The sequence below is a fragment of the Azonexus sp. GW821-FHT04F04 genome, from assembly GCF_059420025.1.
Genome location: NZ_JBWKSX010000001.1, coordinates 810,652 through 836,928, shown reverse-complemented (window position 1 = coordinate 836,928; position 26,277 = coordinate 810,652). Strand labels below are relative to the sequence as shown.

Genomic DNA, 26,277 nt, shown 5'->3' with positions numbered 1-26,277 from the left:
TTTCCGAAAGCTCGGCTGGATACACCCCCCATCCGAATAGCGCCATCAGCGCCAAAGTCAAGCAAAGATGCGGACTGGCTCGGCGAGCCAAGAACTGTCGGTTCGCTTTACAGATACCAAATTGGCAAAACATGATAACGACATTACTAATTACAACAAGAAACTGTATCAGAACAATTTTATTGAAAAAAGACGATATATATTTTATGTGGCACGGCCTATGCTTAAGGCAACACACATCAGTAAAAAGTCGTTTTCAAGGTGGATATCATGAAGAAACTATTGTTTTGTGCGCTCGCGCTGGCAGTTCCATTCGCATCCCAAGCTGGGCCGTTAGTTGACCTCTCGACGGTGGGTTATGCTACCTACGGCAACGTTAACTCCTACTCAATGCCTTTGGCCGGAATCGATATCAAATCAGGCCCAGGCCAGATTATGGACTCCGTCGTCATTTATACAGGGTCCAACGGGCAAGGCGTAACAACCAACGTAGCAGGTTTTGATGACACATACGGCGTGCCAAACGGCTCGTCACCCACCTACGCCAGCATCGCTGGTGCGGTGAATGTCACCGATCCGGGCAACAAGGCCGGTATAGCCAACAACAACGCCAATACTTGGGATGCCAACCTGTTCGCCCTGAAAGGTTTCCTCAACGGAGGCTCCGCACTGTTTCTGTTCAATAACAACGACACCGCGGCTGACCAAAACCTGGCAATCTGGGCAAAGCTCTGGCTGACGAACCCCAACGGCTCCTTGGTGAATCGCAATCTCTATCTGAGCAATACCGGTGCAGCCTATGGCGCAGGCGGAGTAATCCTCGGAGATGCCACGACCTACAACCCCGGTGATGTACTGCCAACCACAGGATTTGCGAGCACCGATTATGTGCTGTCCGGCGGCGTGGTAAATGGTGTTAGCCATAATCTTGGCGCCGATCATGTCGCCTACGCAGCCGACGTCCCCCTGCTGAACCAATGGCTGGATGACCTGTTTGCCAACACAAGCGATGACCTACTCAAGGCATACACCCTGCACCTTGATCTGAAATTGGGATGTATTTCCGAGACAGCATGGGGTGGCACCTGCAACGACGTCAAGATCGACAACGGCTTTGAACAGCTGTTCCTCGTCTCAAACGAAAGAACGTCGCAGGTTCCTGAACCAACAGTCCCGGCCCTGCTCGGACTCGCGCTCGCCTCTCTCGCACTGGCTCGCCGGCACGCTGCAAAGCCCGTGTAACCAAGCTAAATACATGGAAGGATGAGGGCTTTCCAGTGCTCTGCTGTCTATAAAGAAAGCCGCCATCCATCTGGCGGCTTTCTTGTTTTCTGCGGCGATTTCAGTCAGGCCATGAGTTCGCAGTAGACAAGTTGCTCACGCAGGGGCTTCCACCTGGCTCATGTGTTTTCAGTGCTGCAAAATCTTGGTATGGAACTGTTGCGCGCGCTCCGAACGCGAGTTGGCGAAAAACGCCTCCCTGCTGTCGTCCTCGACGATCCCCCCGTGGTCCATGAATATAACGCAGTGCGCGACACGCTTGGCGAAGCCTATTTCGGGAAAATAAGGGACAGACCACGGTTTATAGAAGCCAAGCACTTCCGATCTTTACCTGGTTTTACCCTCTGCGCCGTCAGCATTGCACTGCTTCAAGCCGATAACAGGTTTACCAAACCAAACGGCATGAGGCCTTGAAATGACATCGATTGCTAGTGTTCCGAGTACAACCGGCATCTCCGCTTCCACCAGCTCGGGTAGTGGAAACAGCGCGCAGATTGCGGCGCTTGAAAAACAGTTGCAGGCTTTGCAGAAGCAGTTGAAGACTGCGCAGAAGGATACGTCCGGCGACAGCGCGGAAAAGATCAAGCTGTTGCAGGCGCAAATCGCTCAAATACAGGCGCAGATTGCGCAACTCAGGGCTCAGGAAAAACAGGCCGCTCAGGCGAGCAGCACAACGGCCGCACAACCTGCGGCCAAGGCGGAAAGCGGCACGTTTGGGGTTAATGTGGATGAGTTTGTTTAGGGTGAGCTACGGTTTTGACTGACGAGACCGAAACCCCTCCCGGCCTCCCCTTGTCAGGGGAGGGGCAGGTCAAATCGCGCCGGATCTGGCGATCCCCGCTGTTCGGGAAGTGGGATGCCACGGTCAACCGGAAAAAAAGGCCAAAATTGAACTTTTTGGCGGCGACTGTTCGATGGCCGCCGATCAGATCAACCCGTATTTTTTGAGCTTGTCGTGCAGCGTCGTGCGGGCGATTTTGAGGGCTTCGCTGGTGCGGGCGATGTTGCCTTCCTGGCGGGTGAATTCGTCGGCGACGAGGCCGCGTTCGTAGTTTTCGACGGCTTCGGTCAGCGATTGGGCGGCGCCGCTGGCGGAGGCCATGGCGTCGCGGCCGATGCCCAGCGCGTGGCAGTCGGCGGCGTTGCGCAGTTCGCGGATGTTACCCGGCCAGTCTTGCGCCATGAGGCGACGCAGGTATTCGGAGGTCAGTGGTGGCGGCGGGCGGTTGTAGCGTTTGGCGGCGTGGAGCAGGAATTCGTCGTAGAGCGCCGGGATGTCTTCGCGCCGTTCGCGCAGCGGGGGCAGTTCGATGCGCACGACGTTGAGGCGGTAGTAGAGATCGGCGCGGAATTTTCCGTGGTCGGAAAGCTGCTTGAGGTCTTCCTTGCTGGCGGCGACGACGCGGCAGGAAACGGGGATTTGCTGGTTCGAGCCGAGGCGTTCGATGACCCTTTCCTGTAGCACGCGGAGCAGCTTGATCTGCATGTTGACCGGCATCGATTCGACTTCGTCGAGGAAGAGCGTGCCGCCGCTGGCGTACTCGATCTTGCCGATGCGCCGTTTCTGGGCGCCGGTGAAGGCGCCCGGCTCGTGGCCGAAGAGTTCGCTGTCGAGCAGGTTGTCGGACATGCCGCCGCAATTGAGCGCGACGTAATTCTGCTGGCCGGGGTGGCTGAGGTCATGCAGGCAGCGGGCGACCATTTCCTTGCCGGTGCCGGTTTCGCCGAAGATCAGCACGTCGACGGCCGCTCCGGCGACGTCGAGGATCAACTGGCGGACCTTGGCCATTTGCGGTGAACGGCCGATCAGGCGGGATTCAAGGTTGTCGCGATGATCGAGGCGACGACGCAGGGCGTCGACTTCGAGGACCAGTTCGCGTTTTTCCAGCGCGCGGCGCACGACGTCGACCAGATCGCTGGTCGAGAACGGTTTCTGCATGAAGTCGTAGGCGCCGCTGCGCATGGCTTCGACGGCCAGGGTGACGTCGCCGTGGCCGGTGATGATGATGACCGGCAGATCGGCGTCGAGCTCGACGACCCAGCGCAGCAGGGCCATGCCGTCGATGCCGGGCAGGCGCATGTCGGTGACGACGATGCCCGGATAGCCGGCACGCAGGCGGCGCTGCGCCTCTTCGGCCGAGTCCACGGCGTCGACGGTGATGCCGGCCAGTTGCATGGCCTGCTCGCAACCGAGGCGGACATTGGGATCGTCTTCGACGAGCAGGACGGACAGTTCGGGCTTCATGACAACCCCTTTTCAGGCGTGGTGGTGGCCGACGGCACGGCCGGCAGCAGGATGACGAAACGGGCGCCGCCGCCGGGCGCCGGACCGGCCAGCAGGTCGCCGCCAAAATCGCGCAGGATGTCGCGCGAAATGGTCAGGCCAAGGCCGAGGCCTTCGCCCGGCTGCTTGGTGGTGAAGAACGGCTCGAACAGATGTTCGAGGGCTTCTTCGGTAAAGCCGAATCCGCTGTCGCAGACAGCCAGGGCAAGCTGGCCGGAACTGGCGCGTTCGGCGCTGAAGCTCAGGCGGCGTTCCGGCTCGTCGGCCATGGCGTCGATGGCGTTGCCGATCAGATTGACCAGCACCTGTTGCAGGCGGTTCTGGTCGCACCAGGCGATTTCCGATTTTGGGCCAAAATTCCGGTTGACCGTGACATTGAGCTTTTTCAGCCGGGCGTCGAACAGGAACAGGGCAGCATCGACCGCCTGTGCCACATCAACCGCCACCGACACGGCCGGCGACTTGCGGGCGAAGGTCTTGAGCGGCGTGATGATGCCGCCGGCCTGTTCAGCCAGTTGGCCGACGATGCCGAGATTCTTTTCGGCGGTGGCGAGGTCGCCGCGATGCATGAACTCAACGGCGTTGGCCGACAGCGTGCGGATGGCGCCGAGCGGTTGCGACAGCTCGTGGGTGATGCCGGTCGCCATCTGGCCGAGCACGGCGAGCTTGGCGGCCTGGACCAGTTCGTCCTGGGCGGCACGCAGGGTCTGCTCGGCGCGCTGGCGCTCGGCGACTTCGCGCTGTAGGCCGGTGACGGCTTCGGAGAGGTCGGCGGTGCGCGCCTCGACCTTGCGCTCGAGTTCCTGATTGGCCTGTTCGAGCATGGCGCGGGCTTCCTCGCGACCGCGTGCGAGACGCCGGCGCTGACTCAGGAAGGCCAGCCAGAGCAGGAAACAGCCGATGGCCGCGGCGGCCAGCGCAGCGTGGGTCGAGGCCTGGACGGAGACCGGGCGCAGGTCGGAGAAGACGACGATGCGCCAGGCCGTTCCCGGCAGGTGGCGGCTCAGGGCGAGGTAGGACTTGGCGCCTTGCAGCGGGCCGGGGTCGGGCTTGAGCTGGCGTGACAGACGAACCACGGTGCCCTCCTGCGCCGCCTCGATGGCGATGTCGAGCGAGGCGGCGCCGAGCGGCTGGCCGGCGAACTGCTCCTGGCTGATGCGCGCCAGCACTGCCGGGCTTTGCGGCTGCAGCGTGGCGTAGCGCCACTCGGGCGGCGAGGCGAGGAGCACGATGCCGTTGGCGTCGACGATCAGGGCCGGCGCCTCCTGGCCGAGCCAGCGCCGCTCGAGTTCATGCAGACTGGATTTGACGACGGCGACGCCGATCACCCTCCAGTCCTGTTGTTCGTCGCGGATGGGTAGCGCAAAGAAATAGCCCGGCTCCTTGCGCACGTTGTCGACGGCGTAGTGCCGGCCCGGCGTGCCGGCGACGGCGCCGCGAAACAGCGGCATGTAGGAGAGATCGGCGCCGAGCAGGTTGTCGGAAAAGATCCAGTCGCTCGAAGCGACGACCCGTCCGCTGGTGTCGAGCACGAAAATGGCCGGCCCGCCGAGATGGTCGTTGAGTTTTTGCAGGAAGCGGTTGGCCGGGGGCTGCAACACGTCCTGCCGGTCGGCCGGGGCGCGCAGCAGGGCGAGGACGTCGGGATTCAGCTCGACGGCGCTGGGAATCGAGGCGTGCCGCGTCACTTCGCTGTCGATGGCGGCAGCCAGAATGTCGAGCTGGTGACTGGCCTCGTCACGCATCTGGCTGAAGCCCTGCTTCTCGGAAACCCGGTAGGCGAGGAGCGCGGTGACCAGGATCAGGATCATCACCGCGGCCATCCCAAGGACGCGATGCGGCTTGGTCAGGGAGATCGGGATGGGCTGGCGGGCGTCGGGCATGGTCAGATTAGGGTTGAGTGCTTCATTGTAAGTTGCCCGCCCACCGCCGCAGTCGACCGCGGCGCAACCGCTGGTCGATGGATCAATGGTGCAGGATCTTGGCGAGGAAGTGCTGGGCCCGTTCCGAACGCGGATTGGCAAAGAAGGTTTCCTTGCTGTCGTCCTCGACGATGGCGCCCTGATCCATGAAGATGACGCGGTTGGCGACGCGCTTGGCAAAGCCCATTTCGTGCGTCACGCACATCATGGTCATGCCCTCCTGGGCCAATTCGGTCATGACGTCGAGCACTTCGTTGACCATTTCCGGGTCGAGGGCCGAGGTCGGCTCGTCGAACAGCATGCAGATCGGGTCCATGGCCAGTGCCCGGGCGATCGCCACGCGCTGCTGCTGGCCGCCGGACAGCTGGCCGGGGAACTTGTCGGCCTGCGCCTTGAGACCGACCCGGTCGAGCAGCTTGAGGCCCTTGTCCATCGCCTCATCCTGGCTGCGCTTCAAGACTTTGACCTGGGCGATGGCGAGGTTCTGGGTGATGCTCATGTGCGGGAACAGTTCGAAGTTCTGGAAGACCATGCCGACCTGGGCGCGCAGCTTGGACAGGTTGGTCTTCGGGTCGCCGACCGAGATGCCGTTGACGACGATCTCGCCGGACTGGAAGGGCTCGAGGCCATTGACGCACTTGATCAGCGTCGATTTGCCCGAACCGGACGGGCCGCAGACGACGATGACCTCGCCCTTGCTGACCGAGGTGGTGCAGTCCTTGAGCACCTGGAAGCTGCCGTAATGCTTGCTGACGTTGGCAATCTTGATCATGGGATTCTCCTGGCGGCGGCCATCAGGCCGGGTGATATTTTTTCTGGAGGCGCTTCACGATCTGCGAAGCGGAGAAGCAGATGACGAAATAGACGGCACCGGCAAAGAGCAGCAGTTCGACCAGCCGACCGTCGCGGTCGCCGACCTTGTAGGCGGCGCCGAAGAAATCGGCCAGAGCCGAGACATAAACCAGCGAGGTGTCCTGGAAGAGGATGATGGCTTGCGTTAGGAGCAGCGGCACCATGTTGCGGAAGGCCTGTGGCAAGACAACAAGGCGCATGGCCTGGGCGTAGTTCATGCCGAGCGCCGAAGCGGCGGCAATCTGGCCCTTCGGCACGCTCTGGATGCCGGCCCGGATGATTTCCGAGTAGTAGGCTGCTTCGAACAGGGCAAAACCGGCCATGGCCGAAGACAAACGCAAGTCCGTCCCCTTCGGAATGTTGAACAGCTGCCCGACAAACTCCGGCACGATCAGGAAGAACCAGAGCAGCACCATGACCAGCGGCACAGCGCGGAACAGGTTGACATAGCCGGCGGCGAACCACGACAGCGGCTTGACCGACGACAACCGCATCATGGCCAGCAGGGTGCCCCAGACGATGCCGATGACCACCGCCTGGGCGGTGATGACCAGCGAAATCTTCATGCCGTCCCAGAGAAAGGGCAAGGCGCCGGGGATGGAGGACCAGTCGAATTCGTACGTCATTATTTGCCTCCGATGTAGCCGGGCACGGCGATGCGCTTTTCAAACTTGTGCATCAGGGTCATCACGGTGACGTTGATGATGATGTAGGACAGCGTCACGGCAATGAAGGACTCGTAGGGCTGCGCCGTGTAATCGACCAGCTGGCGGCCCTGGGCTGCAAGTTCAAGGAGGCCGATGGTCGAGCAGACGGCGGAGTTCTTGAAGATGTTGAGGAATTCCGAGGTCAGCGGCGGCACGACCAGGCGGAAGGCCATCGGCAGCATCACGAAACGGTAGGTCTGCGGCAAGGTCAGGCCGAGGGCCAGGCCGGCATTCTTCTGCCCCTTGGGCAGCGAGTTGATGCCGGCGCGCACCTGCTCGGCAACGCGGGCACTGGTAAACAGGCCGAGGCAGACCATCGAAGCAAGGAACTGCTGGAACACCGGGTCGGACTGCTTGTAGGCATTGCCAATACTGGCCGGCAACAGTTCGGGCAGCACGAAATACCAGATGAACAACTGCACCAGCAGCGGCACGTTGCGGAACAGCTCGACGTACGCGGTGGCGATGCCGGCCAGCGTCTTGTTCGGCACCGTGCGCAGCACGCCGACCAGAGCGCCGAGCAGCAAGGCCAGGACCCAGGCGCTCAGGGACAGCGCGATGGTCATTTTGAAGCCGGTGAACATCCAGCCCAGATAGGTGTCGTCGCCGCTCGCGCTCGGCTGCAGGAAGACGCCCCAGTTCCATTGATAACCCATGATGGACTCCTCAAGGATATTTTTGTTGCCCCTCTCCGCTGGCGGGAGAGGGGCCGGGGAGGCTTATTCGAAAGCCTTGTCGTTCGGTGCCTTGAAGGCAGCCTTCATTTCGTCCGACAGCGGCATGTTGAGGTTCAGGCCCTTGGGCGGAATCGGGTTGAGGAACCACTTGGTGTAGATCTTCTCGGCGTCGCCCGAGGTCAGGGCCTTGGTCAGCGCGGCGTCAACCACCTTCTTGAAGGCCGGATCGTCCTTGCGCAGCATGCAGCCGTAGGCCTCCTTCGACTGGGCGGCACCGGTGACGATCCAGTCGCCCGGCTTGCGGGCCTTGGCCATTTCGCCGTAGAGCAGCGCGTCGTCCATCATGAAGGCGACGGCGCGGCCGGTTTCGAGGGTCAAGAAGGCTTCGCCGTGATCCTTGGCGGAGATGACCTTCATGCCCATATTCTTGTCTTCGTTCATCTTGCGGATCAGGCGCTCGGAGGTGGTGCCGGCGGTGGTCACCACGTTCTTGCCGGCGAGATCGGCGAAGTCCTTGATGCCGGAATCCTTCTTGGTCATCAGGCGGGTGCCGATGACGAAAATGGTCGTCGAAAAGCCGACCTGTTTCTGACGCTCGAGGTTGTTGGTCGTCGAGCCGCATTCGATGTCGACCGTGCCGTTCTGGATCAGCGTGATGCGGTTGGCCGAGGTGACCGGCATCAGGCGAGTATCGATCTTGGCCAGCTTCAGTTCGCTCTTGATGCCGTCGACGACCTTGAGCATCAGTTCATGCGAGTAGCCGATGACCTGCTGCTTGTCGTCGTAATAGGAAAACGGAATCGACGATTCGCGATGACCCAGCGTGATGCTGCCGGTTTCCTTGATCTTCTTCAGGGTGGCGGACTCCTGGGCCTGGGCCGGCAGGGCGGCGGCGGTGCTCAGGGCGGTAGCGAGTGCGGCAGCAAGGGCAAATCGGTTCATGTTGTCTCCTGATGTGGAAGAAGCCGTTGCCCGGCTCCGGTGGCGTTTACTACGCAGCTAGCGTGCCAGAAAAACGAGGGGCACACAAAATCACAAAAGTCTGATTTATAACGTATTTTTTCACAATAGACGCACCTTGATATCGGAATTCCGACACCCGTCGGGAACAGCCATCGGAATTCCGACATCTCGATCGTATCCTGCGTTGACACAAAAAAGCCGCCCATGTTCAGGCGGCTCTTCTGGCGTGGCTGACAGCGACGATCAATCGACCCGCGTATCGAGTCCCTGCTCGGCCAGTTCGGCGGCGCGCAGGACAGCGCGGGCCTTGTTCTGGGTCTCGACCCACTCCGAATGCGGATCTGAATCGGCAACGATGCCGGCGCCGGCCTGGACGTAGAGCTGCTTGTTCTTGACGACGGCCGTGCGGATGGCGATGGCAATGTCCATGTCGCCATGGAAGCCGAGGTAGCCAACGGCCCCGGCGTAGATGCCGCGCTTGACCGGTTCCAGCTCGTCGATGATTTCCATGGCCCGCACCTTCGGGGCACCAGAGACGGTGCCGGCCGGGAAGGTGGCGCGCAGCACGTCGAGTGCGTCGAGCCCCGGCTGCAGGCGGCCTTCGACGTTGGAGACGATGTGCATGACGTGCGAGTAGCGCTCGACGATCATGTTTTCGGTCAGTTTGACCGTGCCGACCTTGGCGACGCGACCGCAGTCGTTGCGGCCGAGGTCGAGCAATTGCGTGTGCTCGGCGCGTTCCTTTTCGTCGGCAAGCAGTTCGGCGGCCAGGGCTGCATCCTCTTCCGGCGAGGCGCCACGTTTGCGCGTGCCGGCAATCGGCCGCACGGTGACGCGGTCGCCCTCGAGGCGGACGAGAATTTCGGGCGAGGCGCCGACGACATGGAAGTCTTCGAAATCGAAGTAGAACATGTAGGGCGACGGATTGAGGCTGCGCAGCGTGCGGTAAAGCGCCAGCGGGCTGGCGCCGAACGGCTTGGTCATGCGCTGCGAGAGGACGACCTGCATGACGTCGCCTTCGGTGATGTAGTCCTTGGCCTTGAGCACGGCTTTCTTGAACGCCGCTTCGCCGAAAACCGAAACGGCCGGCTCGGAATGCACCGGCTTTTCGCTCGGGATGACGACCGGCGTGCGCAGCTTGGCGAGCAGTTCCATGAGCCGCGCCCGCGCTTTCTGGTAGGCGCTCGGGAAGCCCGGTTCGGCGAAGGCGACCAGCGTGAGCTTGCCGGACAGGTTGTCCACGACGGCGATTTCTTCGGAGAGCAGCAGGCCGATGTCCGGTGTACCGATGTCGTCCGGCTTGTTGGTGCGGGTCAGCTTGGTTTCGACGTAGCGGATGGTGTCGTAACCGAAGCAGCCGACCAGACCACCGCAAAAACGCGGCAGGCCGGCCTGTGGCGCGGCGCGGAAGCGCTGCATGAACTTGCCGATGAATTCGAGCGGGTTGGTGTCGTCCTCGCGCTCGGCCACCCGGTTGCCGGTCAGCACCATGACCTGATGGCCGGTGACGACGATCCGCGTCTGGGCGGCGAGGCCGATGATCGAGTAGCGGCCGAAACGCTCGCCGCCCTGCACTGATTCGAGCAGGTAGGTGTAGGGCGCGTTGGCCAGCTTGAGGTAGATCGACAGTGGCGTGTCGAGGTCGGCAAACGTTTCCAGGGTAACGGGAATACGGTTGTAGCCTTGCGCGGCGAGCGCGTTGAATTCGGTTTCAGTCATGGGGGAGCCTCGAAAATGACAGGGTGTTGCGGTCTGGAGCGGTGCGCCGCAAGGGCGCGCGAAAGGAGATCAGGGGCGCCAGCGACGCCAACCTTGCCATTCGTTCCAGATTCGCAGAGTCGTCATTTGTGTTTGAGGTCTTGAAATGTGAGGGCTTGCCGGTAGGCGACAAGCAAATCGGATACTAGCGCATCGCATTCGGCACTGTCCACCGGCTCGCCTTCGTTGTAGCCATAGGGCACGGCGTAGGCGAGACAACCTGCGGCATGGGCGGCGTGGATGTCGTGTTTGGAGTCACCGATATGCAGATTGCGATCCGGGCGCACGTTGAACAGACGGCAGGCGTGCAGGATGGGCTCGGGGTGCGGCTTTTTGTGGGCGGTCGTATCGCCGGAGACAACCACGTCAAAATAGTTGACGAGGCCCATCCGCTCAAGCAGCACCTCGGTGAACATGCCGGGCTTGTTGGTGACGACGCCCATCTTGAGGCCACTGGCTTTCCAGGCATCCAGTCCTTCGAGAACGCCTTCGTAAATTTGGCAAAATTTCCCGTTGACCGTGGAATAGTGGCGTTTGAAGGATTCGATGGCGGCATGGAGTTGCTCGTCCGTCGGCGGATGCTCATGGGTCAGACAGCGCTCGACGAGAACGGCCATACCCTTGCCGACAAAGCTGTGCACTTCGGCCTGCGTGCGCGGCGGGGCGCCGACTTCATCGAGCATCAGGCGACAGGCTTCGGCCAGATCGGCAACGGTGTCGAGCAGCGTGCCGTCGAGGTCAAAAGTTACAGATTCGAAGTGCATCAGACTTTCCCCAGTTCAGCGCGCAAGGCGCCAATGATTGAATCGTAGCGATGCGGGTCGCTGTCCTTGCCGGCACCATAAACTGCGGAACCGGCGACGAAGGCATCGACACCGGCGCGGGCGATTTCGGCGATGTTGGCGGTGTTCACGCCGCCGTCAATTTCGAGGCGGATGCGCCGACCGGTTTCCTTTTCATACGCATCGAGTTTGGCCCGCGCCTGCCTGGCCTTGGCCAGCGTGCCGGGAATGAATTTCTGGCCGCCGAAGCCGGGGTTGACGCTCATCAGCAGGATGACGTCGATCTTGTCGAGGACGTAATCCATGTAATCGAGCGGCGTTGCCGGGTTGAAAACCAGCCCGCCCTGACAGCCGGCATCGCGGATCAGCGACAGGCTGCGATCAACGTGATCGGAGGCTTCCGGATGGAAAGTGATGATATTGGCCCCGGCTTTGGCAAAATCGGGGATGATGCGATCTACCGGCTTGACCATCAGATGCACGTCGATCGGCGCCGTGGTGCACGGGCGAATCGCCTCGCACACCAGCGGACCAATGGTCAGGTTGGGAACATAATGGTTGTCCATCACGTCGAAGTGAATCCAGTCGGCGCCCGAGGCAATGACGTTGGCTACCTCTTCGCCCAATTTGGCGAAATTGGCTGACAGAATGCTCGGTGCGATGACGTAATCTTTGGCTGACATGATGTTTCCCTGAACAAAAACAGATAGACGAAATTATCCCATGCCCGACACCGACAAGTACCAAATCGAAATTCACCCCATGCCGCAGTACATCCCGGAGCAGTCCGACCCGGAAAATGACCGCTACATCTTCGCCTACACGATCACCATCAAGAACGTCGGCAGCGTGGCGGCCCAGCTCGTTTCGCGGCACTGGATCATCACCGACGGCAACAACGAAGTGCAGGAAGTGCGCGGCCTCGGCGTCGTCGGCAAGCAGCCGCTGCTGCAACCTGGCGAAAGCTTTCAATACACCAGCGGCTCATCGCTGACGACGGCCATCGGCACGATGAAAGGCACTTACCAGATGGTGGCCGAGGACGGCACGCATTTCGAAGCCGTGATTCCCGAGTTCGTCCTGGCCAGCCCACGCGCCCTGCATTGAGCCTCAAGCACAGCTACACACTGATCGCCCCGTTCTACGACGCGGCGATTGCCCGGGCCACGCATGCCGCCCGGGCGCGCAGCCTGTCGGCTCTGCCGAAGGAAGCCGGAAAGGTTCTGCTGGCCGGCGTCGGCACCGGGCTGGATCTGCCGCACCTGCCGCCGCAACACCACTACGTCGGCCTCGACCTGAATCAGGCCATGCTGCGCCGCGCCCTGCCCCGGACCGGCCACGTCGATTTCGTGCCGATTCAGGGCGATGCCCAGCGACTGCCGTTTGCCGATGCCTCGTTCGACTGCGCCGTGCTGCACCTGATTCTGGCTGTCGTACCGCAACCGGCCCATTGTTTTGCGGAGATCGAGCGGGTACTGAAACCCGGCGGACAGGTACTCGTTTTCGACAAGTTCTTGCGGCGTGGGCAACCGGCCATTCTGCGCCGGCTGATCAACCCGCTGGTGCGCCGGGTGGCGACCCGTCTCGATGTGGTTTTTGAAGAATTACTCAGCGAAACCTCCAGCCTGATGCTGGAGCACGACCAGTCAGCCCTGGCTGGCGGCTGGTTCCGGATGATCAGGCTCAGGAAATTCTGACGGCGGCGGCCCGGGCGGCAGCTCCGGTTCGTCCTTACCCAGCGCATCCTCAATCCAGGCCAGTGTCAGGGTGTAGGTGACGGCCAGCACGACCGGGCCAACGAAAATGCCGATCAGCCCGAAACTCAGCATGCCGCCGATAACACCGGCGAAGATCAGCAGCAGTGGCAAATCGGCGCCGCGCCGGATGAGCATCGGGCGCAGGAAGTTGTCGAGATTGCCGACAATCAGGCTCCAGATCAGCAAACCCGTCGCCCAGCCCGTATCGCCGGTCCAGTACATCCAGCCGGCGGCCGGCAGCAGAACCAGCAAGGGCCCAACCTGGGCAATGCACAGCATGAGCATGACGGCCGAGAGCAGCGAGGCGAACGGCACGCCAGCGACGGCCAGCCCGATACCGCCGAGCACGGTCTGCACGATGGCCGTGACGCCAACCCCGAGCGCCACGCCACGAATCGCCTGACCGGCCAGAATGATCGAATTTTCGCCACGCTCGCCGGCCAGTCGGCGGCCAAAACGCCGCGCCATGCGCGCCCCGGTTTCTCCGCTGGAATAGAGAATGGCGGCAATCGTCACGACCAGCAGAAACTGGATCAGCATGCCACCGACACCACCGACCTGAGCGAGTACCCACTTTCCCGTATCAGCTGCATAGGGCGTCACCTTGGCGACAATGCCCGTCGTTCCCGCCGCATCCAGTTGAGCCCAGGCCGCTGCCACGCGCTCACCGACCAGGGGCAGCGATTTGACCCAGGCCGGCGGCGGCGGAAGGCCGTCAGCAGCAAACGACTTGCCGGCTGCGGTCAACTGCGCAGAATGCTCAAGAATGGTATCGACTGCCATCCACAATGGCAGCACGAGCAAGAGCAACATGGCCACCGACATGATCGCCACTGCCGCCCCCCGCCGATTGCCCAGCCGCGCTTCCAGCGACTTGAACAGCGGCCAAGTGGCGACGACGATCATTACCGCCCAGACGGTCGCCGCCAGGAATGGCAGCAACACCCAGACCGACAGGCCGATCAGCCCGAGGATGCAGAGAATGGCCAGCGTATTGCGGGCCAGGTCGCGGCGGATTTCGGTCATTTTATGGATTCCGGATAAGGAATCAGCTGCGGTAATCGGCGTTGATCTTCACGTAATCGTAGGAGAAATCGCAGGTGTAGACACTGGCCCGCGCTGCGCCGCGACCGAGATCAACGCGCACCGTGATCTCAGCCTGCGCCATGACGCGAGCACCGTCTTCTTCCTTGTAGGCAACTGCACGCCCCCCCTTTTCGGCAACCAGAACATCGTCCAGCCAGACCTTGACGCCATCGACGTCAAGGTCGGTGATGCCGGCATAGCCGACGGCAGCGAGAATGCGCCCGAGATTAGGGTCGGAGGCAAAAAAGGCCGTCTTGACCAGCGGCGAATGGCCAATGGCATAACCCACCTTGCGGCACTCTTCGACATCCTTGCCGCCTTGCACTGCAACGGTGATGAACTTGGTAGCGCCTTCGCCGTCACGAACGATGGCCTGGGCCAGTTCGACCGAGACGGCAACGATCGCCGCCTTGACCTCAGCCCAGCCGGCATCGGTTTCAGCGGCAAAGCCGGCACCCGACTGGCCGGTGGCGATCATCACGTAGGAGTCGTTGGTCGAGGTGTCGCCATCGACAGTGATGCAGTTGAACGAGGCATCGGCCGCTTCCTTGACCAGCTTGTCGAGCAGCGGCTGGGCGATGCCGGCATCGGTGGCGAGGAAGCCAAGCATGGTCGCCATGTTCGGCCTGATCATGCCGGCGCCCTTGGAGACTCCCGAAATTGTCACTTTTTTCCCGTTGACCGTGACAATCCGCGAAGCGGCCTTGGCAACAGTGTCGGTGGTCATGATGCCGTGGGCAGCGGCATGCCAGTTGTCGGCCTTGAGATCGGCGAACACCGCGGGCAGGCCGGCCTTGATGCGGTCAACCGGCAATAGCTCGAGAATAACGCCGGTCGAGAAGGGCAGCACCTGCCCGGCAGAAATACCCAGCAACTCGGCGACGGCTTCGCAGGTTTCCTGCGCCGCCTGACGCCCCGGCTCGCCGGTCCCGGCGTTGGCGATGCCGGTATTGACGACCAGCGCACGGATTTCATTGCCAGCCGCCAGATGCTTGCGGCAAATCTGCACCGGTGCCGCGCAAAAACGGTTTTGCGTAAATACGCCGGCGACGGTACAGCCAGCATCGAGCGCCACCAAGGTCAGGTCGCGGCGGTTTTTCTTGCGGATTTCAGCCTCGGCAACACCGAGACGAACCCCGGCGACCGGGAAAAGTTGATCGGCGGCGGGGGTGGCGTAATTGACAGGCATTCTCATGGCTCCAAAAGCATTTTTCACATAAATTGAGTTAAATGCTAATTAAGTGTTTGATTTTGTTTAATAGTGCTTTTGGTAAAATTTCACAAAGTACGATTTTTGGTCTAAAATTTCACACAACTACACATAGAAAGTTGACTCATTATGCCACTACCAAGAGGTATACAAGAAGTTCGTCGTAAAAACCTAGATGGTACTGAAATCGTAAAATTTAGGGTTCAAATAAAGAGAAAAGACTTTAAACAAGATAGGCTCTTTAATGAATTAGACGAGGCAATAGAGTTTTTAAATGCTAGTAAATCAATGACGGGCAAAATTCAAATTAATTTGTTAGAAAAGCAAAAACAACAAGAATTTGAAATAATAAAAGACTATATGACAGCACCGCCATTGATAACTTACATTGCTGAATACTTAAAGGTGTACGTTAAACCTAAATACTCAAATTTAGATGTTAATACCCCAGAGGGTAAAATGAGATTTAGAAACTACACGACAATAAAATCATCGTTTAAATCTATTGAAAATACAATAATAAATGAAAGGTCTGACGAGCAGTACAACCTTTCTAAACTAATTTTTATCAATAATAGTGGCAAAAAACCATTTGGCAGTTTTAAACCTATTCAAATAACTGAATTTGAAATAAACGAATACATAAAAGCAAGATTGTCAAATGGCTTAAAGCCAATTTCAATTCAGCGTGAAATTTCGCACATTAGCAATCTTTTCAAAAAACTAAAACATTTAGACCCATCTTTAAAATCAATTTTAAACCCAACAATTGAGTACGATAGGGATTTACTTAGACAAAATGGCAATTTAGTTCAAAAGAAATCATTTAGGCTAACAGATGAAGACAAGAAAATACTTTTTGATAAACTTGATAACTACGAAAATAAAGAATTAGGGCAAATAGTTAGATTAATGCTACTTACAGCATTGAGAAGAACAGAAGCCGTATTGCTTAAATTTAGCCAAATAAATGAAAATTACATACATCTACATCAAACTAAATCAAACAGACCTAGAATTGTATTTTTAACCCCAGAAGCGAAAGAATTAATTAAATCATTTAAAAAACGTGATGATGATGATAGAGTTTTTACTTATGATGTAATAGGTTTTGATGGCTCGTATAAGAAACTTTTAAGCCGTATAGGTTTACAGAAAATTTCAAGCCACGCCCTACGTAAAGAAGCCATTAGTTCATTTATAGAAAAAATTGGTTCACAAAATAGTTTACTAATTGCTGAATTTTTAGGCATAAGTTCAATAAGACGATTAGAAGAAAAGATAAATAATGAATTACCTTTAAACCCTACCTTAAATACTCAAAATGATGTTTTAAAGGCAGTAGGCCATACAAATTCAAACATAACCGCAAATCACTACTTCTCATTAAAAAAATGAGTTTTCAACTTGTTTTTTACTAGTATGATTAAAAGCAATGTTTAAAGGGGTTTTGAAAGAATTAAATTTTTTCATTTTCAAAATGAAGTGCCCTGGTATTCTAATTATTCTTTTGTGGTAAAATGAATTTTTTACAACTCATTGATAGGTTTTGATATGAATGACAAACTTAAAGATATTCAAGCAAAAATTAAAGCACTTGAAGAAGAAGAGCAAAAACTTATTAATGAAGAAAAACAAACAATCATTAATAGATTAAAAGATGAAATAAATACTTATCACATCTCGGCAGAAGAATTAGGCTTTGAAACTAAATCAAAAAAGAAAGCCAAGCCAAAAGATAAAGTGATTAAATACAGAAATGGTGATTTAACTTGGTCGGGTGGTCGTGGCATAAAACCCAAATGGGTACAAGAAATAATCAAAAATGATGGTGAACAAGGTTTAGAAAAATTTAAAGTCATAGAGAGTTAAAAACATTTATTGTATTAAAAGAGCCCCAAAAGGGGCTTTTTTTACAACCAATTTTTTAAAGATGTTTTTTTAATCGGTGTAAACTCTTCTTTTAAACCATCATTTAAAGCCTTACTTCTTTTCTTCTTGCTATTTAGAATTACTAATTTATTGTTTTCTTCTCGTAAAATATTTAATTCAGAAATATTGTCTTTATAGCATTCATAAAACGATTTATAAAATTTTCTTTGTTTATCAATCTCTTTTCTTTCAAGTAAAAGATAATTAATTTTTTGCTTATCACTCAAAATTATATATTCTTCATTATCAAATTTTTTAAATTCTGATACTGGGGGCTTAATTCTATTGTTTTCTAATAGTCCTTTATTGAATGTATATTGGCTAGTGTGAACATCTCCACTAAATTCTTTACCCCTTTGTAAACCTAAATGACTACAAGATTCAGCAAAGGTAGTTTGCCAATTTCTAGCATTCTCCCTGGTATAAATTTCTTTACAAGATAATCTTTTATCTTTTGTCATTGGCACTACTAAACAATGAAAATGAGGTGTTTTTTCATCAAGATGTAAATTTATATTTACTATGTTTTCTTCGCCAAATTCTTTTTTAAACCATTCAATAACAACTTTTTCAAACTCCTTTAATCTATCAGAGTCCATAGTTAAAAATATATTTTCTAATTCTGCTTGGTTTTCTTTCATAGTTAAATTATTAAAATTCTTTTTATCTAGGTCAGTATAAAAAAATTCAGAACTAGCACTAACTATAAACTCCATCATCACAACGGCATCTTTTCTAATTACTTTTTTACTATCTTTTCTTTTTTCTAAAATTTCATTCATTTTTTTTCTAACATCTGACGAGCCAAATGAAATTCTATTTAATTTTGTTTTACTAAAATTTATATGCTCGGTCTTTTCGGTACTTTCATATTTTCTTAAATTATGGTTCACAACTCTACCAACATCATTGATTTTTACTTTTTCACATCTTAAAACTACATAAGCCATTTTTATTCTCCTTGTTTTTGTTTTTGATTTTTGCCCCCTGCAAGGGCTTACACTTTGGCACAAAGTCTAGTAAGTCATACTTTAAATATAAAATCAAAAACCCAGAAGTCAATAATAGATAAATAAAAACCAAAAAGACAAAAACAAAAAACCCCATAAAGGGGCATTTTTTTGTGAGTAAATTATTTCAAGTTAAATAGATTACTATGATAATTTAAGAATGCTTTTACATCATTTGCATAATAAATATCAATCTTTTCATCAGCATTAAAATGCTTTAAATCAAATTCATTGTAATTTGTGATGTATTTATTTAAAACAATACCAATTGCTTTAATACCATCTTGAGATAAATTCATTTTTCTAGGGCTTGGTTTAAAATCTTTAAGAATTTCACTAAAATGCTTTTTAACACTTCTCATACCAAACTCTAATGTTAAATTTACATCATCAGTCAACTCTATCATTTGCCTTAAAGGTGCTTTAACTCTTCTTTTATGCTTTGTTTTAATGCCCTTTTCTTTTCTTATCTTAATTAAACAATCATTTATATACTCAGTCGACAATTTTTCACCTTTCTTTGTTTTAATACCTTCATCAAAACAAATTTCAGCAATTTTTTCATAGGCAGAGCCTTGTCCTTGGTTTTTCATCATCATAATTAATTTTTGGCATTCATCAAAATTCTCACGAATAAAATTCATTGATGAAACTCTATTGCCATTTAATTTTTGTGTGTAAGCAAAATTTTCTATTTTGTCTTTAAAACTCATAATTTTTCTCCTTTATTTTTATTATTGTTTTAATATAAATATCAGGTTTTTTTACAAAGTCAATATATTTAGTATTTATTTATCTATTTCTAATATGGTCTTTAATACCACTTCATACTATCTTTAATAAGTATACTTCGTAATGCCTTTCATATATTGCTGAAACAACTTAATCACTACTATTTGTAAATTACAATATATAAACAACATTCAATTAAAATTCATTCTTTTTGGTTAAATTTAGACTATTAAATTTTATCAAACTACCATATATGACAAGTAAGCCCTTTTTGAATGATTTCAAGCACATTACGCAACCTAATTTCATTAGGTTTTTCGTAAGTTTATCAGCACTTCGTTTAATTAGTGTTTATAAGGCTTAACAAGATATTGACTTATTAAAAACGGTATTTATTGAAATATATAATAGTTCATATATGGTAGTTTGATTAAAAACCATACAAAAAAGTCTTTTTTTGCCATCGGCAATAAGTGGCTACTGCCTCTTGAATTTATGGTTTTGGTTTTTTAAGATTTGTCTTTTTTCTTTTTCAAGCACATAAATTTTTAATTAAATTTATGACCTAATTGTTTAGACTTCGCTTAAAACAAATAGGTACTTTTAAAAATCAGTAAAGAAAAAAGCCAGCACAATGACTGGCTTAAAAATTAATTTTAATAATTAAATTTATGGTTTTGTAAATGGCATCATTTCGTGAACTTTCTTGTCTAATTCTTCGCCAGCATAAAACTTGCTTAATTCTTTATATTTTTGATTTCTAATTTCTTTATATGCTTCGCTATCAGTAGCCTTTAATAAATCGCCTTTAACTAAATATTGAGGGTTTAAGAATAAAGACCCTTTTTTGCCATCAATGAAAATACCAGCATCTTTTAATTTCTTAAAACTTCTACTAACTTGCTGTTGTTTTATACTTAAATCATCAGCAATATTTTGTTGGGTTAAATTTATCACATTACCATAAGATACATATTCAATTACTTGAAACAACACTAGAACATCATTCATTGATAATTTATATTTAATAAAACTATCTTTTAGACTTGAATGAAAAGCCATTATAAAACCTTCTTTTGTATTTGCTTTTTTGCGACCTTTGAAAACATTCATGTTTTCGCCATCTTTCATACCATCAACTAAATCACTCAAAGCATTTTTAATTTCTTTTTTATTATTTTCATTTATTTTCATTTCTTTTTTCTCCTTTTGTTTTTTGTTGTATTTTACAACTAATATATTGTATTTTTATTTAATGTCAATATTATTTCTTTATTTATTCTTATTTATTTAATTAATTATATATATATTAATATTTAGTACAAGATAGAAGATACAGAGGGGGTAAAACATCATATATTTCAAGAAGCCCTATTTATAGAGTTCTTCAGCGATTTGTTTTAAAAGTCAAACAACAAATTTGATGTAAAGCCACAACAAATTTGTTGTAAAGCCACATCAAATTTGTTGTTTTATTCAAAATTAAATAGATAATTTAATATCTTTTTGAATATAAATTTATGTTAAATCAGTTGCAACTTACAACTAATTTGTTGCCAAGTGGCAACTGATTTGTTGCTTTATTAAATTCTTCAATAGAAATTAGGTTTTAATGTATCAAATAAGATACCAGTTGGTATCAAATACGATACCAACTAGCAAAATTCAAAAACATCGTTTTTAAGCGATTTAAAGCATTATTCTTGATAGATTGATACAAACCCCTACCTAGATACAAAAAAAGCCCCTATGGGGCTTTAAATGATGTTTTTTCGCATTGTTCTATATGTGGCAGTAGTTCAATGTCTTCGCCATCATCATTTTAAGAAAGCATTCGCTTTCTAGGGCTTGTTGCTTTCAGCAATTCAGCACTCCGTAAGACTTCTACCCAAAATAATTTCACATAAATTTCACAAGTTCTTGTGTGAAATTTTACGAAAACCTTTACAATTAGGTAGTTAGCAAGGTGTCGCTACTTTGTGGCTCCAAAAGCATCAAGGCACCTCGCGGGTGCCTTGGGGGGAATCAGCAAAAATCAGGACAGTTTTCCGTGGCAGTGCTTGTATTTCTTGCCCGAACCGCAGGGGCAGGGATCGTTGCGCCCAACCTTCGGCCCGCTATCAGCCGGCTGTTGTGGCGGCGCCTCGGCGCCCTCACCGAGCACCTCGTCGAAACCGGCGTGTTGATACTGGACGTTCTGCACATCGGCGTGCGGCGCGGTTTCCTCGACATCTTCCGGCGTACGGATCTGCACGGTGAAGACGATGCGGGTGACCTCCTTGCGCACGAGATCGAGCAGGCCTTCGAACAACTCGAAGGCTTCGCGCTTGTACTCCTGTTTCGGGTTCTTCTGGGCATAGCCGCGCAGATGGATACCCTGACGCAGATGATCAAGCGCCGCCAGATGCTCGCGCCAGTGGCTGTCGAGGCTCTGCAACATGACATTACGCTCGAACTGCTGGAAGTTGGTCGCGCCGACCAGTTCCACCTTGGCCCGATAAGCTTCGTCGGCCTCCTTGGTGATGCGGGCCAGAATTTCCTCGTCGGACAAGGTTGGTTCATCCTTGAACCACTGGGCAACCGGCGCATTGATCTGCAGTTCGGTGGACAGGGCGCGCTCAAGGCCTTCCATGTCCCACTGCTCCTCAACCGATTCGGCCGGCACATAGGTGCGGAAGACATCGGCGATCACGCTCTGGCGCATGGCGGTGATGGTTTCGGAAATATCGTCCGTTTCCAGCAGCTCGTTGCGCTGCTGGTAGATCACCTTGCGCTGGTCGTTGGAGACATCATCGTATTCGAGCAATTGCTTGCGGATATCGAAGTTGCGCGCTTCGACCTTGCGCTGCGCGGATTCCAGCGAGCGGGTAACGAGCGGATGCTCGATCGCTTCGCCTTCCGGCATTTTCAGCTTGTCCATGATGGCGCGCAGACGCTCGCCGGCAAAGATGCGCAAAAGCGGGTCGTCGAGCGACAGATAGAAGCGCGAAGAACCGGCGTCACCCTGACGACCGGCCCGGCCGCGCAACTGGTTGTCGATACGACGCGACTCGTGACGCTCGGAGCCGATGATGTGCAGACCGCCGGAGGCCAGCACGGCATTGTGCACCTCCTGCCACTCGGCCTTCATCGCAGCAGCCTTCTGTTCGCGTTCGGCAACCGGCAACGACTCGTCATCGCGAATGGCGGCGAGTTGCTTCTCGATATTGCCGCCGAGCACGATGTCGGTACCGCGACCAGCCATGTTGGTGGCGATGGTGACCATCCCCGGTCGACCGGCCTGAACGACGATTTCCGCTTCGCGGGCATGTTGCTTGGCGTTCAGGACCTGATGCGGCAGCTTTTCCTTGTCGAGGAGGCCGGAGAGCAGTTCCGAAGCCTCGATCGAGGTCGTACCGACCAGCACCGGCTGGCCACGCTTCGCGCAATCCTTGATGTCGGCAATGATCGCCGCGTGTTTCTCGTCGGCCGTCTTGTAGACCAGATCGTTCATGTCCTTGCGGACCATCGGCCGATGGGTCGGAATGACCACCGTTTCCAGACCGTAGATCTGGTGAAATTCGTAAGCTTCGGTATCAGCCGTGCCGGTCATGCCGGACAGCTTGTTGTACATCCGGAAGTAGTTCTGGAAGGTGATCGAAGCCAGCGTCTGGTTCTCAGCCTGGATTTTCACGCCCTCCTTGGCTTCGACGGCCTGATGCAAGCCATCGGACCAGCGGCGCCCCGTCATCAGGCGACCGGTAAATTCGTCGACGATGACCACTTCGTCATTCTGCACGACGTAATGCTGATCCTTGTGGAACAGCGTCATGCCACGCAGCGCGGCATTGAGGTGATGCATCAGCGTGATATTGGCGGCGTCGTAAAGGCTGCTACCTTCCTTGAGCAGGCCGTGCTCGGCCAGCAACTGTTCGGCGTGCTCGTAACCAGTCTCCGAGAGGTGAACCTGATGGCCCTTCTCGTCGACCCAGTAATCACCGGCGTCAGCTTCTTCCATCGCCCGCGTCAGGTTGGGAACGACGTCCTTCATGCGCAGATAAAGATCGGTGTGGTCTTCGGCCTGGCCGGAAATGATCAGCGGCGTACGGGCCTCGTCGATCAGGATCGAGTCAACCTCGTCGACGATGGCGAAGTTCAGCGTGCGCTGCACGCGTTCGCCGGCCGTATAGACCATGTTGTCGCGCAGGTAATCAAAGCCGAATTCGTTGTTGGTGCCGTAGGTGATGTCAGCAGCATAGGCGGCCTGCTTGGCCTCGTGATCCATCTGCGACAGGTTCACGCCAACGGTCAGACCGAGGAAACGGTGCAGACGACCCATCCAGTCCGAGTCGCGGGTGGCCAGGTAGTCGTTGACCGTGATGACATGGACGCCCTTGCCGGAAATGGCATTGAGGTAGGCCGGCAGCGTGCCGACCAGCGTCTTGCCTTCACCGGTCCGCATTTCGGCAATCTTGCCGTCATGCAGCACCATGCCGCCGATCATCTGGACATCAAAATGACGCATGCCGAGAGCGCGGACGCCGGCTTCGCGGACCACTGCAAAAGCCTCGGGCAGTAACGCGTCAAGCGATTCGCCGTTGGCGTGGCGCTGACGGAACTCTTCCGTCTTGGCTCGCAAGGCGTCGTCGCTGAGCGCCTGCATAGCCGGCTCAAGAGCATTGATGCGCTTGACTGCCTGGGAATATTGTTTGATCAGCCGGTCATTGCGGCTGCCGAAAATCTTTTTGAGTAGGCCGGATATCATCGCGATGGAATAGGGTTTGCGCAGTGCGGCAAAGCGACGATTCTAACACGCCCCCATGACCCGATGATGACGACCTAAATCAAGAGGATTCGTGACAACCTAGCGGCGCTTGACCTGCGCGTACTCATGGCCCTGCTTGAGAAAATGCGCCGGATTCTGGGCTACGCCGAGCATGCGCACTTCAAAATGCAGATGCGGCCCGGTCGAACGGCCGGTAGTACCAACAGCGCCAATCTGGCTACCACGCTTGATCAGACTGCCAACCTGAACATCCATACGCGAAAGATGAGCATAACGAGACGTCAGCCCCTCACCATGATCGACTTCGATCAGATTGCCGTATTCGGGATGATAAGCCGCCGACAGGACGACGCCGTCAGCCGCAACAACCACCGGCGTGCCTGTCTCGGCAGAGAAATCCATGCCTTCGTGCATCGAACGCAGACCGGCTATCGGATCGTTGCGCTGCCCGAACGGCGACCCCAGGGCAGCGTCCTTGACTGGCAAGATCGTCGGCAAAAGGCGATCCTTGACCCGCTTTTCGAGCAGACTGAACTCGAGAAAAGCCAGATCGTCACTCCTCTGCTCGACTTCACCAGCCAGTCGATCGATCTCACGCTGGAGCTCAATGGCCGACAGCGGCGCTGCAATATACGGCCCGCCCTGACCAGGCTTGGCCACCTCCGTCACTGGCGGACGCTTGATGCCGACCAGCCCGGACATGCGCTCGCCCAAGGTATCGAGCTGCATGACCTTGCCCTGCAACTCACCCAGCTTGGTCGCCATCAACTGTAAATTGTTATTGAGGTGATCCCGCGTCTTCTTTGCCTCCTGTTGCTGCAAGGACAGCATGAGGTCTTCGACCAGCGGCAGACGCAGATGCACCGACAACCACGAGAACAGTGCCGAGGTCGAAAACACCAGCACCACGAAGACGAACAACGTCGCCAGCAGATGGCGAGGCATAATGGTGATTGTTCTTGCCGCCTTCAGGTGGCGTGAAACCAGAATAATCTGCATGGAACCTCCAATGTACAAAGGGCCTGAGCACTATCTCGACAAGGACGCCGCCGTCGGCAGGGTCATGGCCCACGCCCGTTTGCTACTCAAGCTCTCGCGTCGCTTTGAAGCGGTCGCCCCGGCAGGGCTGCGCCACTCGGCTCACGTTGCCAATTACAAGTTGGGGACAATCATTATCCACGCCGACAATGGCGCAGTCGCTGCCAAGATTCGCCAGCTAAGTCAGCGACTGAGCAACGAGTTATCGAAAGGAGGGGCGGAGTGTAACGGCATCGAGGTAAAAGTACAACCCCGCCAAATTCCTTCCCAATCAACGAGTTCCACTCAAAAGCCGCTATCTGACAAGGCAATCGGCATGCTGCAGGAAACCACAGACAAGCTGCCGGAAGGGCCGCTCAGGAGTGCTCTGGACAATCTGGTGAAGCGCGCCGCTAGAGTGGAATGATCGCCAGGCGCTCGATGAACATGAGCGCAAAAACAAGCAGCGCAAAGACAATGCCGTACTTGGAAAGCCGCCAACTCAGGGTGAGGTAGTAGCGGTTGCCGGTGAGGGTATAGATCAGCAAACCGGCGCCGATCGCTACCACCAGAATTGCTGCCAGCAGACGCAGCAGCCACATCGCTATTCCTTGGCCGGGGCGCTCAAGCCGCGGCTTGAGCGAGCCAGCGGGTCACGCCACTCGGGGCGTGCTCGGCTTCTTCGAAGGTAGCGATTTCCCAGCAGTCCTGCTGTTCAAGCAGGGCACGAGCCAGCTGGTTGTTCATCGCGTGGCCACCCTTATGCGACGAATAGGCAGCGAGCAGCGGATGACCGAGCAGATAGAGATCGCCGATGGCATCGAGAATCTTGTGTTTGACGAACTCGTCGCCGTAGCGCAGTCCGTCCTGATTGAGGACGCGGAATTCGTCGAGAACGATGGCGTTCTCCAGACCACCACCAAGAGCCAGGCCGTTTTCACGCAGGTATTCGACTTCCTGCATGAAGCCAAATGTGCGGGCGCGCGAGACTTCGCGGGTATAAGACTGCTCGGCGAAATCGATTTCAGCCTTCTGGGCTGATTTATCGATGGCCGGATGGTTGAAAACAATGGAAAACGTCAGACGATAACCGTCGTAAGGCTCGAAACGCGCCCACTTGTCGCCATCGCGAACTTCAATGGGTTTGGTGACGCGAATGAACTTCTTGGCAGCGTTCTGCTCCTCGATGCCAGCGGACTGGATCAGGAAAACGAACGGTGCAGCCGAACCGTCGAGGATGGGCACTTCGGGCGCATCCAGATCGACCCAGGCATTATCGATGCCGAGGCCGGCGAGGGCTGACATCAGGTGTTCGATGGTACCAACCTTGACCCCGTCCTTTTCGAGACAGGAGCACATGCGCGTATCGCCGACCATGAAAGCCTTGGCGGGGATATCGAGCGGCTCGGGGAGGTCCACGCGACGGAAGACGATACCGGTGTCCGGGGCTGCCGGGCGCAGGGTCATGTTGACCTTGACACCGCCGTGCAGGCCGACGCCGGAGGCGCGAATGACTGTCTTCAACGTGCGTTGCTTGAGCAT

Annotated in this window: 25 protein-coding genes; 7 read left to right on the top strand and 18 right to left on the bottom strand. The window is 53.8% G+C overall.

The window, feature by feature from the left end; translation table 11 throughout:
• The first annotated feature begins 270 nt into the window (after nt 1-270).
• Together AC07TV_RS04060 and AC07TV_RS04055 are read left to right on the top strand one after the other, a co-directional pair.
• Complete coding sequence (locus AC07TV_RS04060; RefSeq protein WP_494647121.1) at nt 271-1,242, top strand: PEP-CTERM sorting domain-containing protein; 972 nt, start codon at nt 271-273, stop codon at nt 1,240-1,242.
• 454 nt (nt 1,243-1,696) lie between these two features.
• Complete coding sequence (locus AC07TV_RS04055) at nt 1,697-2,023, top strand: FlxA-like family protein (protein ID WP_494647120.1); 327 nt, start codon at nt 1,697-1,699, stop codon at nt 2,021-2,023.
• Nucleotides 2,024-2,206: 183 nt separating this feature from the next.
• Here the strand turns inward: AC07TV_RS04055 and AC07TV_RS04050 are convergent, their stop codons facing one another.
• From AC07TV_RS04050 to rpe, 9 genes are all read right to left on the bottom strand, one after another.
• Complete coding sequence (locus AC07TV_RS04050; RefSeq protein ID WP_494647119.1) at nt 2,207-3,526, bottom strand: sigma-54-dependent transcriptional regulator; 1,320 nt, start codon at nt 3,524-3,526, stop codon at nt 2,207-2,209.
• Nucleotides 3,523-5,448 (bottom strand): sensor histidine kinase, encoded by a 1,926-nt coding sequence (locus tag AC07TV_RS04045; protein WP_494647118.1) that lies wholly within the window; start codon nt 5,446-5,448, stop codon nt 3,523-3,525. Before AC07TV_RS04045 ends, AC07TV_RS04050 begins: the two co-directional genes overlap by 4 nt.
• 82 nt (nt 5,449-5,530) lie before the next feature.
• A complete protein-coding gene (locus tag AC07TV_RS04040; RefSeq protein WP_494647117.1) occupies nt 5,531-6,259 on the bottom strand; it encodes an amino acid ABC transporter ATP-binding protein in 729 nt (242 codons plus the stop codon).
• Nucleotides 6,260-6,281: 22 nt separating this feature from the next.
• Nucleotides 6,282-6,965: a glutamate/aspartate ABC transporter permease GltK gene (gene gltK, locus AC07TV_RS04035; protein WP_494647116.1), complete on the bottom strand. Its 684-nt coding sequence runs from the start codon at nt 6,963-6,965 to the stop codon at nt 6,282-6,284.
• Entirely contained in the window at nt 6,965-7,702 is a 738-nt protein-coding gene (locus AC07TV_RS04030) for an amino acid ABC transporter permease (RefSeq protein WP_494647115.1), read from the bottom strand. Before AC07TV_RS04030 ends, gltK begins: the two co-directional genes overlap by 1 nt.
• 63 nt (nt 7,703-7,765) lie before the next feature.
• The gene (locus AC07TV_RS04025) at nt 7,766-8,665 is read right to left on the bottom strand and encodes a glutamate/aspartate ABC transporter substrate-binding protein (protein ID WP_494647114.1); all 900 of its coding nucleotides are present in this window, start codon (nt 8,663-8,665) and stop codon (nt 7,766-7,768) included.
• Between the two features lie 264 nt (nt 8,666-8,929).
• A complete protein-coding gene (trpE, locus tag AC07TV_RS04020; RefSeq protein WP_494647113.1) occupies nt 8,930-10,405 on the bottom strand; it encodes an anthranilate synthase component I in 1,476 nt (491 codons plus the stop codon).
• A 122-nt stretch (nt 10,406-10,527) separates the two neighbouring features.
• Complete coding sequence (locus tag AC07TV_RS04015) at nt 10,528-11,208, bottom strand: phosphoglycolate phosphatase (RefSeq protein WP_494647112.1); 681 nt, start codon at nt 11,206-11,208, stop codon at nt 10,528-10,530.
• Nucleotides 11,208-11,909, bottom strand: coding sequence for a ribulose-phosphate 3-epimerase (gene rpe / locus AC07TV_RS04010; RefSeq protein ID WP_494647111.1), 702 nt, complete (start codon nt 11,907-11,909; stop codon nt 11,208-11,210). The genes AC07TV_RS04015 and rpe overlap by 1 nt, the downstream gene beginning before the upstream one ends.
• 40 nt (nt 11,910-11,949) lie before the next feature.
• Here rpe and apaG point away from each other — a divergent pair, with 40 nt between their 5' ends.
• Entirely contained in the window at nt 11,950-12,333 is a 384-nt protein-coding gene (apaG, locus tag AC07TV_RS04005) for a Co2+/Mg2+ efflux facilitator ApaG/CorD (protein ID WP_494647110.1), read from the top strand.
• Nucleotides 12,330-12,923, top strand: a complete 594-nt coding sequence (locus AC07TV_RS04000) for a class I SAM-dependent methyltransferase (protein WP_494647109.1) — start codon at nt 12,330-12,332, stop codon at nt 12,921-12,923. Before apaG ends, AC07TV_RS04000 begins: the two co-directional genes overlap by 4 nt.
• Here the strand turns inward: AC07TV_RS04000 and ydiK are convergent.
• Nucleotides 12,873-14,009, bottom strand: a complete 1,137-nt coding sequence (gene ydiK / locus AC07TV_RS03995) for an AI-2E family transporter YdiK (protein WP_494647108.1) — start codon at nt 14,007-14,009, stop codon at nt 12,873-12,875. The genes AC07TV_RS04000 and ydiK overlap by 51 nt on opposite strands.
• A 22-nt stretch (nt 14,010-14,031) precedes the next feature.
• Nucleotides 14,032-15,258, bottom strand: a complete 1,227-nt coding sequence (gene argJ, locus AC07TV_RS03990) for a bifunctional glutamate N-acetyltransferase/amino-acid acetyltransferase ArgJ (protein ID WP_494647107.1) — start codon at nt 15,256-15,258, stop codon at nt 14,032-14,034.
• Between the two features lie 150 nt (nt 15,259-15,408).
• Here argJ and AC07TV_RS03985 point away from each other — a divergent pair, with 150 nt between their 5' ends.
• Complete coding sequence (locus tag AC07TV_RS03985) at nt 15,409-16,677, top strand: site-specific integrase (protein WP_494647106.1); 1,269 nt, start codon at nt 15,409-15,411, stop codon at nt 16,675-16,677.
• Between the two features lie 156 nt (nt 16,678-16,833).
• Nucleotides 16,834-17,151 carry an H-NS histone family protein gene (locus AC07TV_RS03980; protein WP_494647105.1) on the top strand — a complete coding sequence of 106 codons (318 nt, stop codon included), beginning with the start codon at nt 16,834-16,836 and terminating at the stop codon, nt 17,149-17,151.
• 41 nt (nt 17,152-17,192) lie between these two features.
• Here AC07TV_RS03980 and mobV read toward each other — a convergent pair whose 3' ends face one another.
• The 5 genes from mobV to AC07TV_RS03955 all read right to left on the bottom strand — a co-directional run bounded on the left by mobV (nt 17,193) and on the right by AC07TV_RS03955 (nt 24,717).
• Nucleotides 17,193-18,161 carry a MobV family relaxase gene (mobV, locus tag AC07TV_RS03975; RefSeq protein WP_494647104.1) on the bottom strand — a complete coding sequence of 323 codons (969 nt, stop codon included), beginning with the start codon at nt 18,159-18,161 and terminating at the stop codon, nt 17,193-17,195.
• 182 nt (nt 18,162-18,343) lie between these two features.
• On the bottom strand, nt 18,344-18,934 hold the full coding sequence (locus AC07TV_RS03970; protein ID WP_494647103.1) for a hypothetical protein: 591 nt from the start codon (nt 18,932-18,934) through the stop codon (nt 18,344-18,346).
• Nucleotides 18,935-19,622: 688 nt separating this feature from the next.
• Nucleotides 19,623-20,147 carry a replication/maintenance protein RepL gene (locus AC07TV_RS03965; RefSeq protein WP_494647102.1) on the bottom strand — a complete coding sequence of 175 codons (525 nt, stop codon included), beginning with the start codon at nt 20,145-20,147 and terminating at the stop codon, nt 19,623-19,625.
• A gap of 841 nt (nt 20,148-20,988) precedes the next feature.
• Nucleotides 20,989-23,697: a preprotein translocase subunit SecA gene (gene secA / locus AC07TV_RS03960; RefSeq protein ID WP_494647101.1), complete on the bottom strand. Its 2,709-nt coding sequence runs from the start codon at nt 23,695-23,697 to the stop codon at nt 20,989-20,991.
• 99 nt (nt 23,698-23,796) lie between these two features.
• Nucleotides 23,797-24,717: a M23 family metallopeptidase gene (locus tag AC07TV_RS03955; RefSeq protein WP_494647100.1), complete on the bottom strand. Its 921-nt coding sequence runs from the start codon at nt 24,715-24,717 to the stop codon at nt 23,797-23,799.
• 10 nt (nt 24,718-24,727) lie between these two features.
• Here AC07TV_RS03955 and AC07TV_RS03950 point away from each other — a divergent pair, with 10 nt between their 5' ends.
• Nucleotides 24,728-25,162 (top strand): DciA family protein, encoded by a 435-nt coding sequence (locus AC07TV_RS03950; RefSeq protein ID WP_494647099.1) that lies wholly within the window; start codon nt 24,728-24,730, stop codon nt 25,160-25,162.
• Here AC07TV_RS03950 and AC07TV_RS03945 read toward each other — a convergent pair.
• Both AC07TV_RS03945 and lpxC read right to left on the bottom strand, forming a co-directional pair.
• Nucleotides 25,149-25,337 (bottom strand): hypothetical protein, encoded by a 189-nt coding sequence (locus AC07TV_RS03945; protein ID WP_494647098.1) that lies wholly within the window; start codon nt 25,335-25,337, stop codon nt 25,149-25,151. The genes AC07TV_RS03950 and AC07TV_RS03945 overlap by 14 nt on opposite strands.
• Before the next feature lie 22 nt (nt 25,338-25,359).
• Nucleotides 25,360-26,277 carry a UDP-3-O-acyl-N-acetylglucosamine deacetylase gene (lpxC, locus tag AC07TV_RS03940; protein WP_494647097.1) on the bottom strand — a complete coding sequence of 306 codons (918 nt, stop codon included), beginning with the start codon at nt 26,275-26,277 and terminating at the stop codon, nt 25,360-25,362.

Bases quoted from the DNA above. Each gene is read 5' to 3' on its own strand.
- AC07TV_RS04060 (WP_494647121.1), top strand. From the start codon at position 271: ATGAAGAAACTATTGTTTTGTGCGCTCGCGCTGGCAGTTCCATTCGCA.
- AC07TV_RS04055 (WP_494647120.1), top strand. From the start codon at position 1,697: ATGACATCGATTGCTAGTGTTCCGAGTACAACCGGCATCTCCGCTTCC.
- AC07TV_RS04050 (WP_494647119.1), bottom strand. From the start codon at position 3,526: ATGAAGCCCGAACTGTCCGTCCTGCTCGTCGAAGACGATCCCAATGTC.
- AC07TV_RS04045 (WP_494647118.1), bottom strand. From the start codon at position 5,448: ATGCCCGACGCCCGCCAGCCCATCCCGATCTCCCTGACCAAGCCGCAT.
- AC07TV_RS04040 (WP_494647117.1), bottom strand. From the start codon at position 6,259: ATGATCAAGATTGCCAACGTCAGCAAGCATTACGGCAGCTTCCAGGTG.
- gltK (WP_494647116.1), bottom strand. From the start codon at position 6,965: ATGACGTACGAATTCGACTGGTCCTCCATCCCCGGCGCCTTGCCCTTT.
- AC07TV_RS04030 (WP_494647115.1), bottom strand. From the start codon at position 7,702: ATGGGTTATCAATGGAACTGGGGCGTCTTCCTGCAGCCGAGCGCGAGC.
- AC07TV_RS04025 (WP_494647114.1), bottom strand. From the start codon at position 8,665: ATGAACCGATTTGCCCTTGCTGCCGCACTCGCTACCGCCCTGAGCACC.
- trpE (WP_494647113.1), bottom strand. From the start codon at position 10,405: ATGACTGAAACCGAATTCAACGCGCTCGCCGCGCAAGGCTACAACCGT.
- AC07TV_RS04015 (WP_494647112.1), bottom strand. From the start codon at position 11,208: ATGCACTTCGAATCTGTAACTTTTGACCTCGACGGCACGCTGCTCGAC.
- rpe (WP_494647111.1), bottom strand. From the start codon at position 11,909: ATGTCAGCCAAAGATTACGTCATCGCACCGAGCATTCTGTCAGCCAAT.
- apaG (WP_494647110.1), top strand. From the start codon at position 11,950: ATGCCCGACACCGACAAGTACCAAATCGAAATTCACCCCATGCCGCAG.
- ydiK (WP_494647108.1), bottom strand. From the start codon at position 14,009: ATGACCGAAATCCGCCGCGACCTGGCCCGCAATACGCTGGCCATTCTC.
- argJ (WP_494647107.1), bottom strand. From the start codon at position 15,258: ATGCCTGTCAATTACGCCACCCCCGCCGCCGATCAACTTTTCCCGGTC.
- AC07TV_RS03985 (WP_494647106.1), top strand. From the start codon at position 15,409: ATGCCACTACCAAGAGGTATACAAGAAGTTCGTCGTAAAAACCTAGAT.
- AC07TV_RS03980 (WP_494647105.1), top strand. From the start codon at position 16,834: ATGAATGACAAACTTAAAGATATTCAAGCAAAAATTAAAGCACTTGAA.
- mobV (WP_494647104.1), bottom strand. From the start codon at position 18,161: ATGGCTTATGTAGTTTTAAGATGTGAAAAAGTAAAAATCAATGATGTT.
- AC07TV_RS03970 (WP_494647103.1), bottom strand. From the start codon at position 18,934: ATGAGTTTTAAAGACAAAATAGAAAATTTTGCTTACACACAAAAATTA.
- AC07TV_RS03965 (WP_494647102.1), bottom strand. From the start codon at position 20,147: ATGAAAATAAATGAAAATAATAAAAAAGAAATTAAAAATGCTTTGAGT.
- secA (WP_494647101.1), bottom strand. From the start codon at position 23,697: ATGATATCCGGCCTACTCAAAAAGATTTTCGGCAGCCGCAATGACCGG.
- AC07TV_RS03955 (WP_494647100.1), bottom strand. From the start codon at position 24,717: ATGCAGATTATTCTGGTTTCACGCCACCTGAAGGCGGCAAGAACAATC.
- AC07TV_RS03950 (WP_494647099.1), top strand. From the start codon at position 24,728: ATGTACAAAGGGCCTGAGCACTATCTCGACAAGGACGCCGCCGTCGGC.
- AC07TV_RS03945 (WP_494647098.1), bottom strand. From the start codon at position 25,337: ATGTGGCTGCTGCGTCTGCTGGCAGCAATTCTGGTGGTAGCGATCGGC.
- lpxC (WP_494647097.1), bottom strand. From the start codon at position 26,277: ATGCTCAAGCAACGCACGTTGAAGACAGTCATTCGCGCCTCCGGCGTC.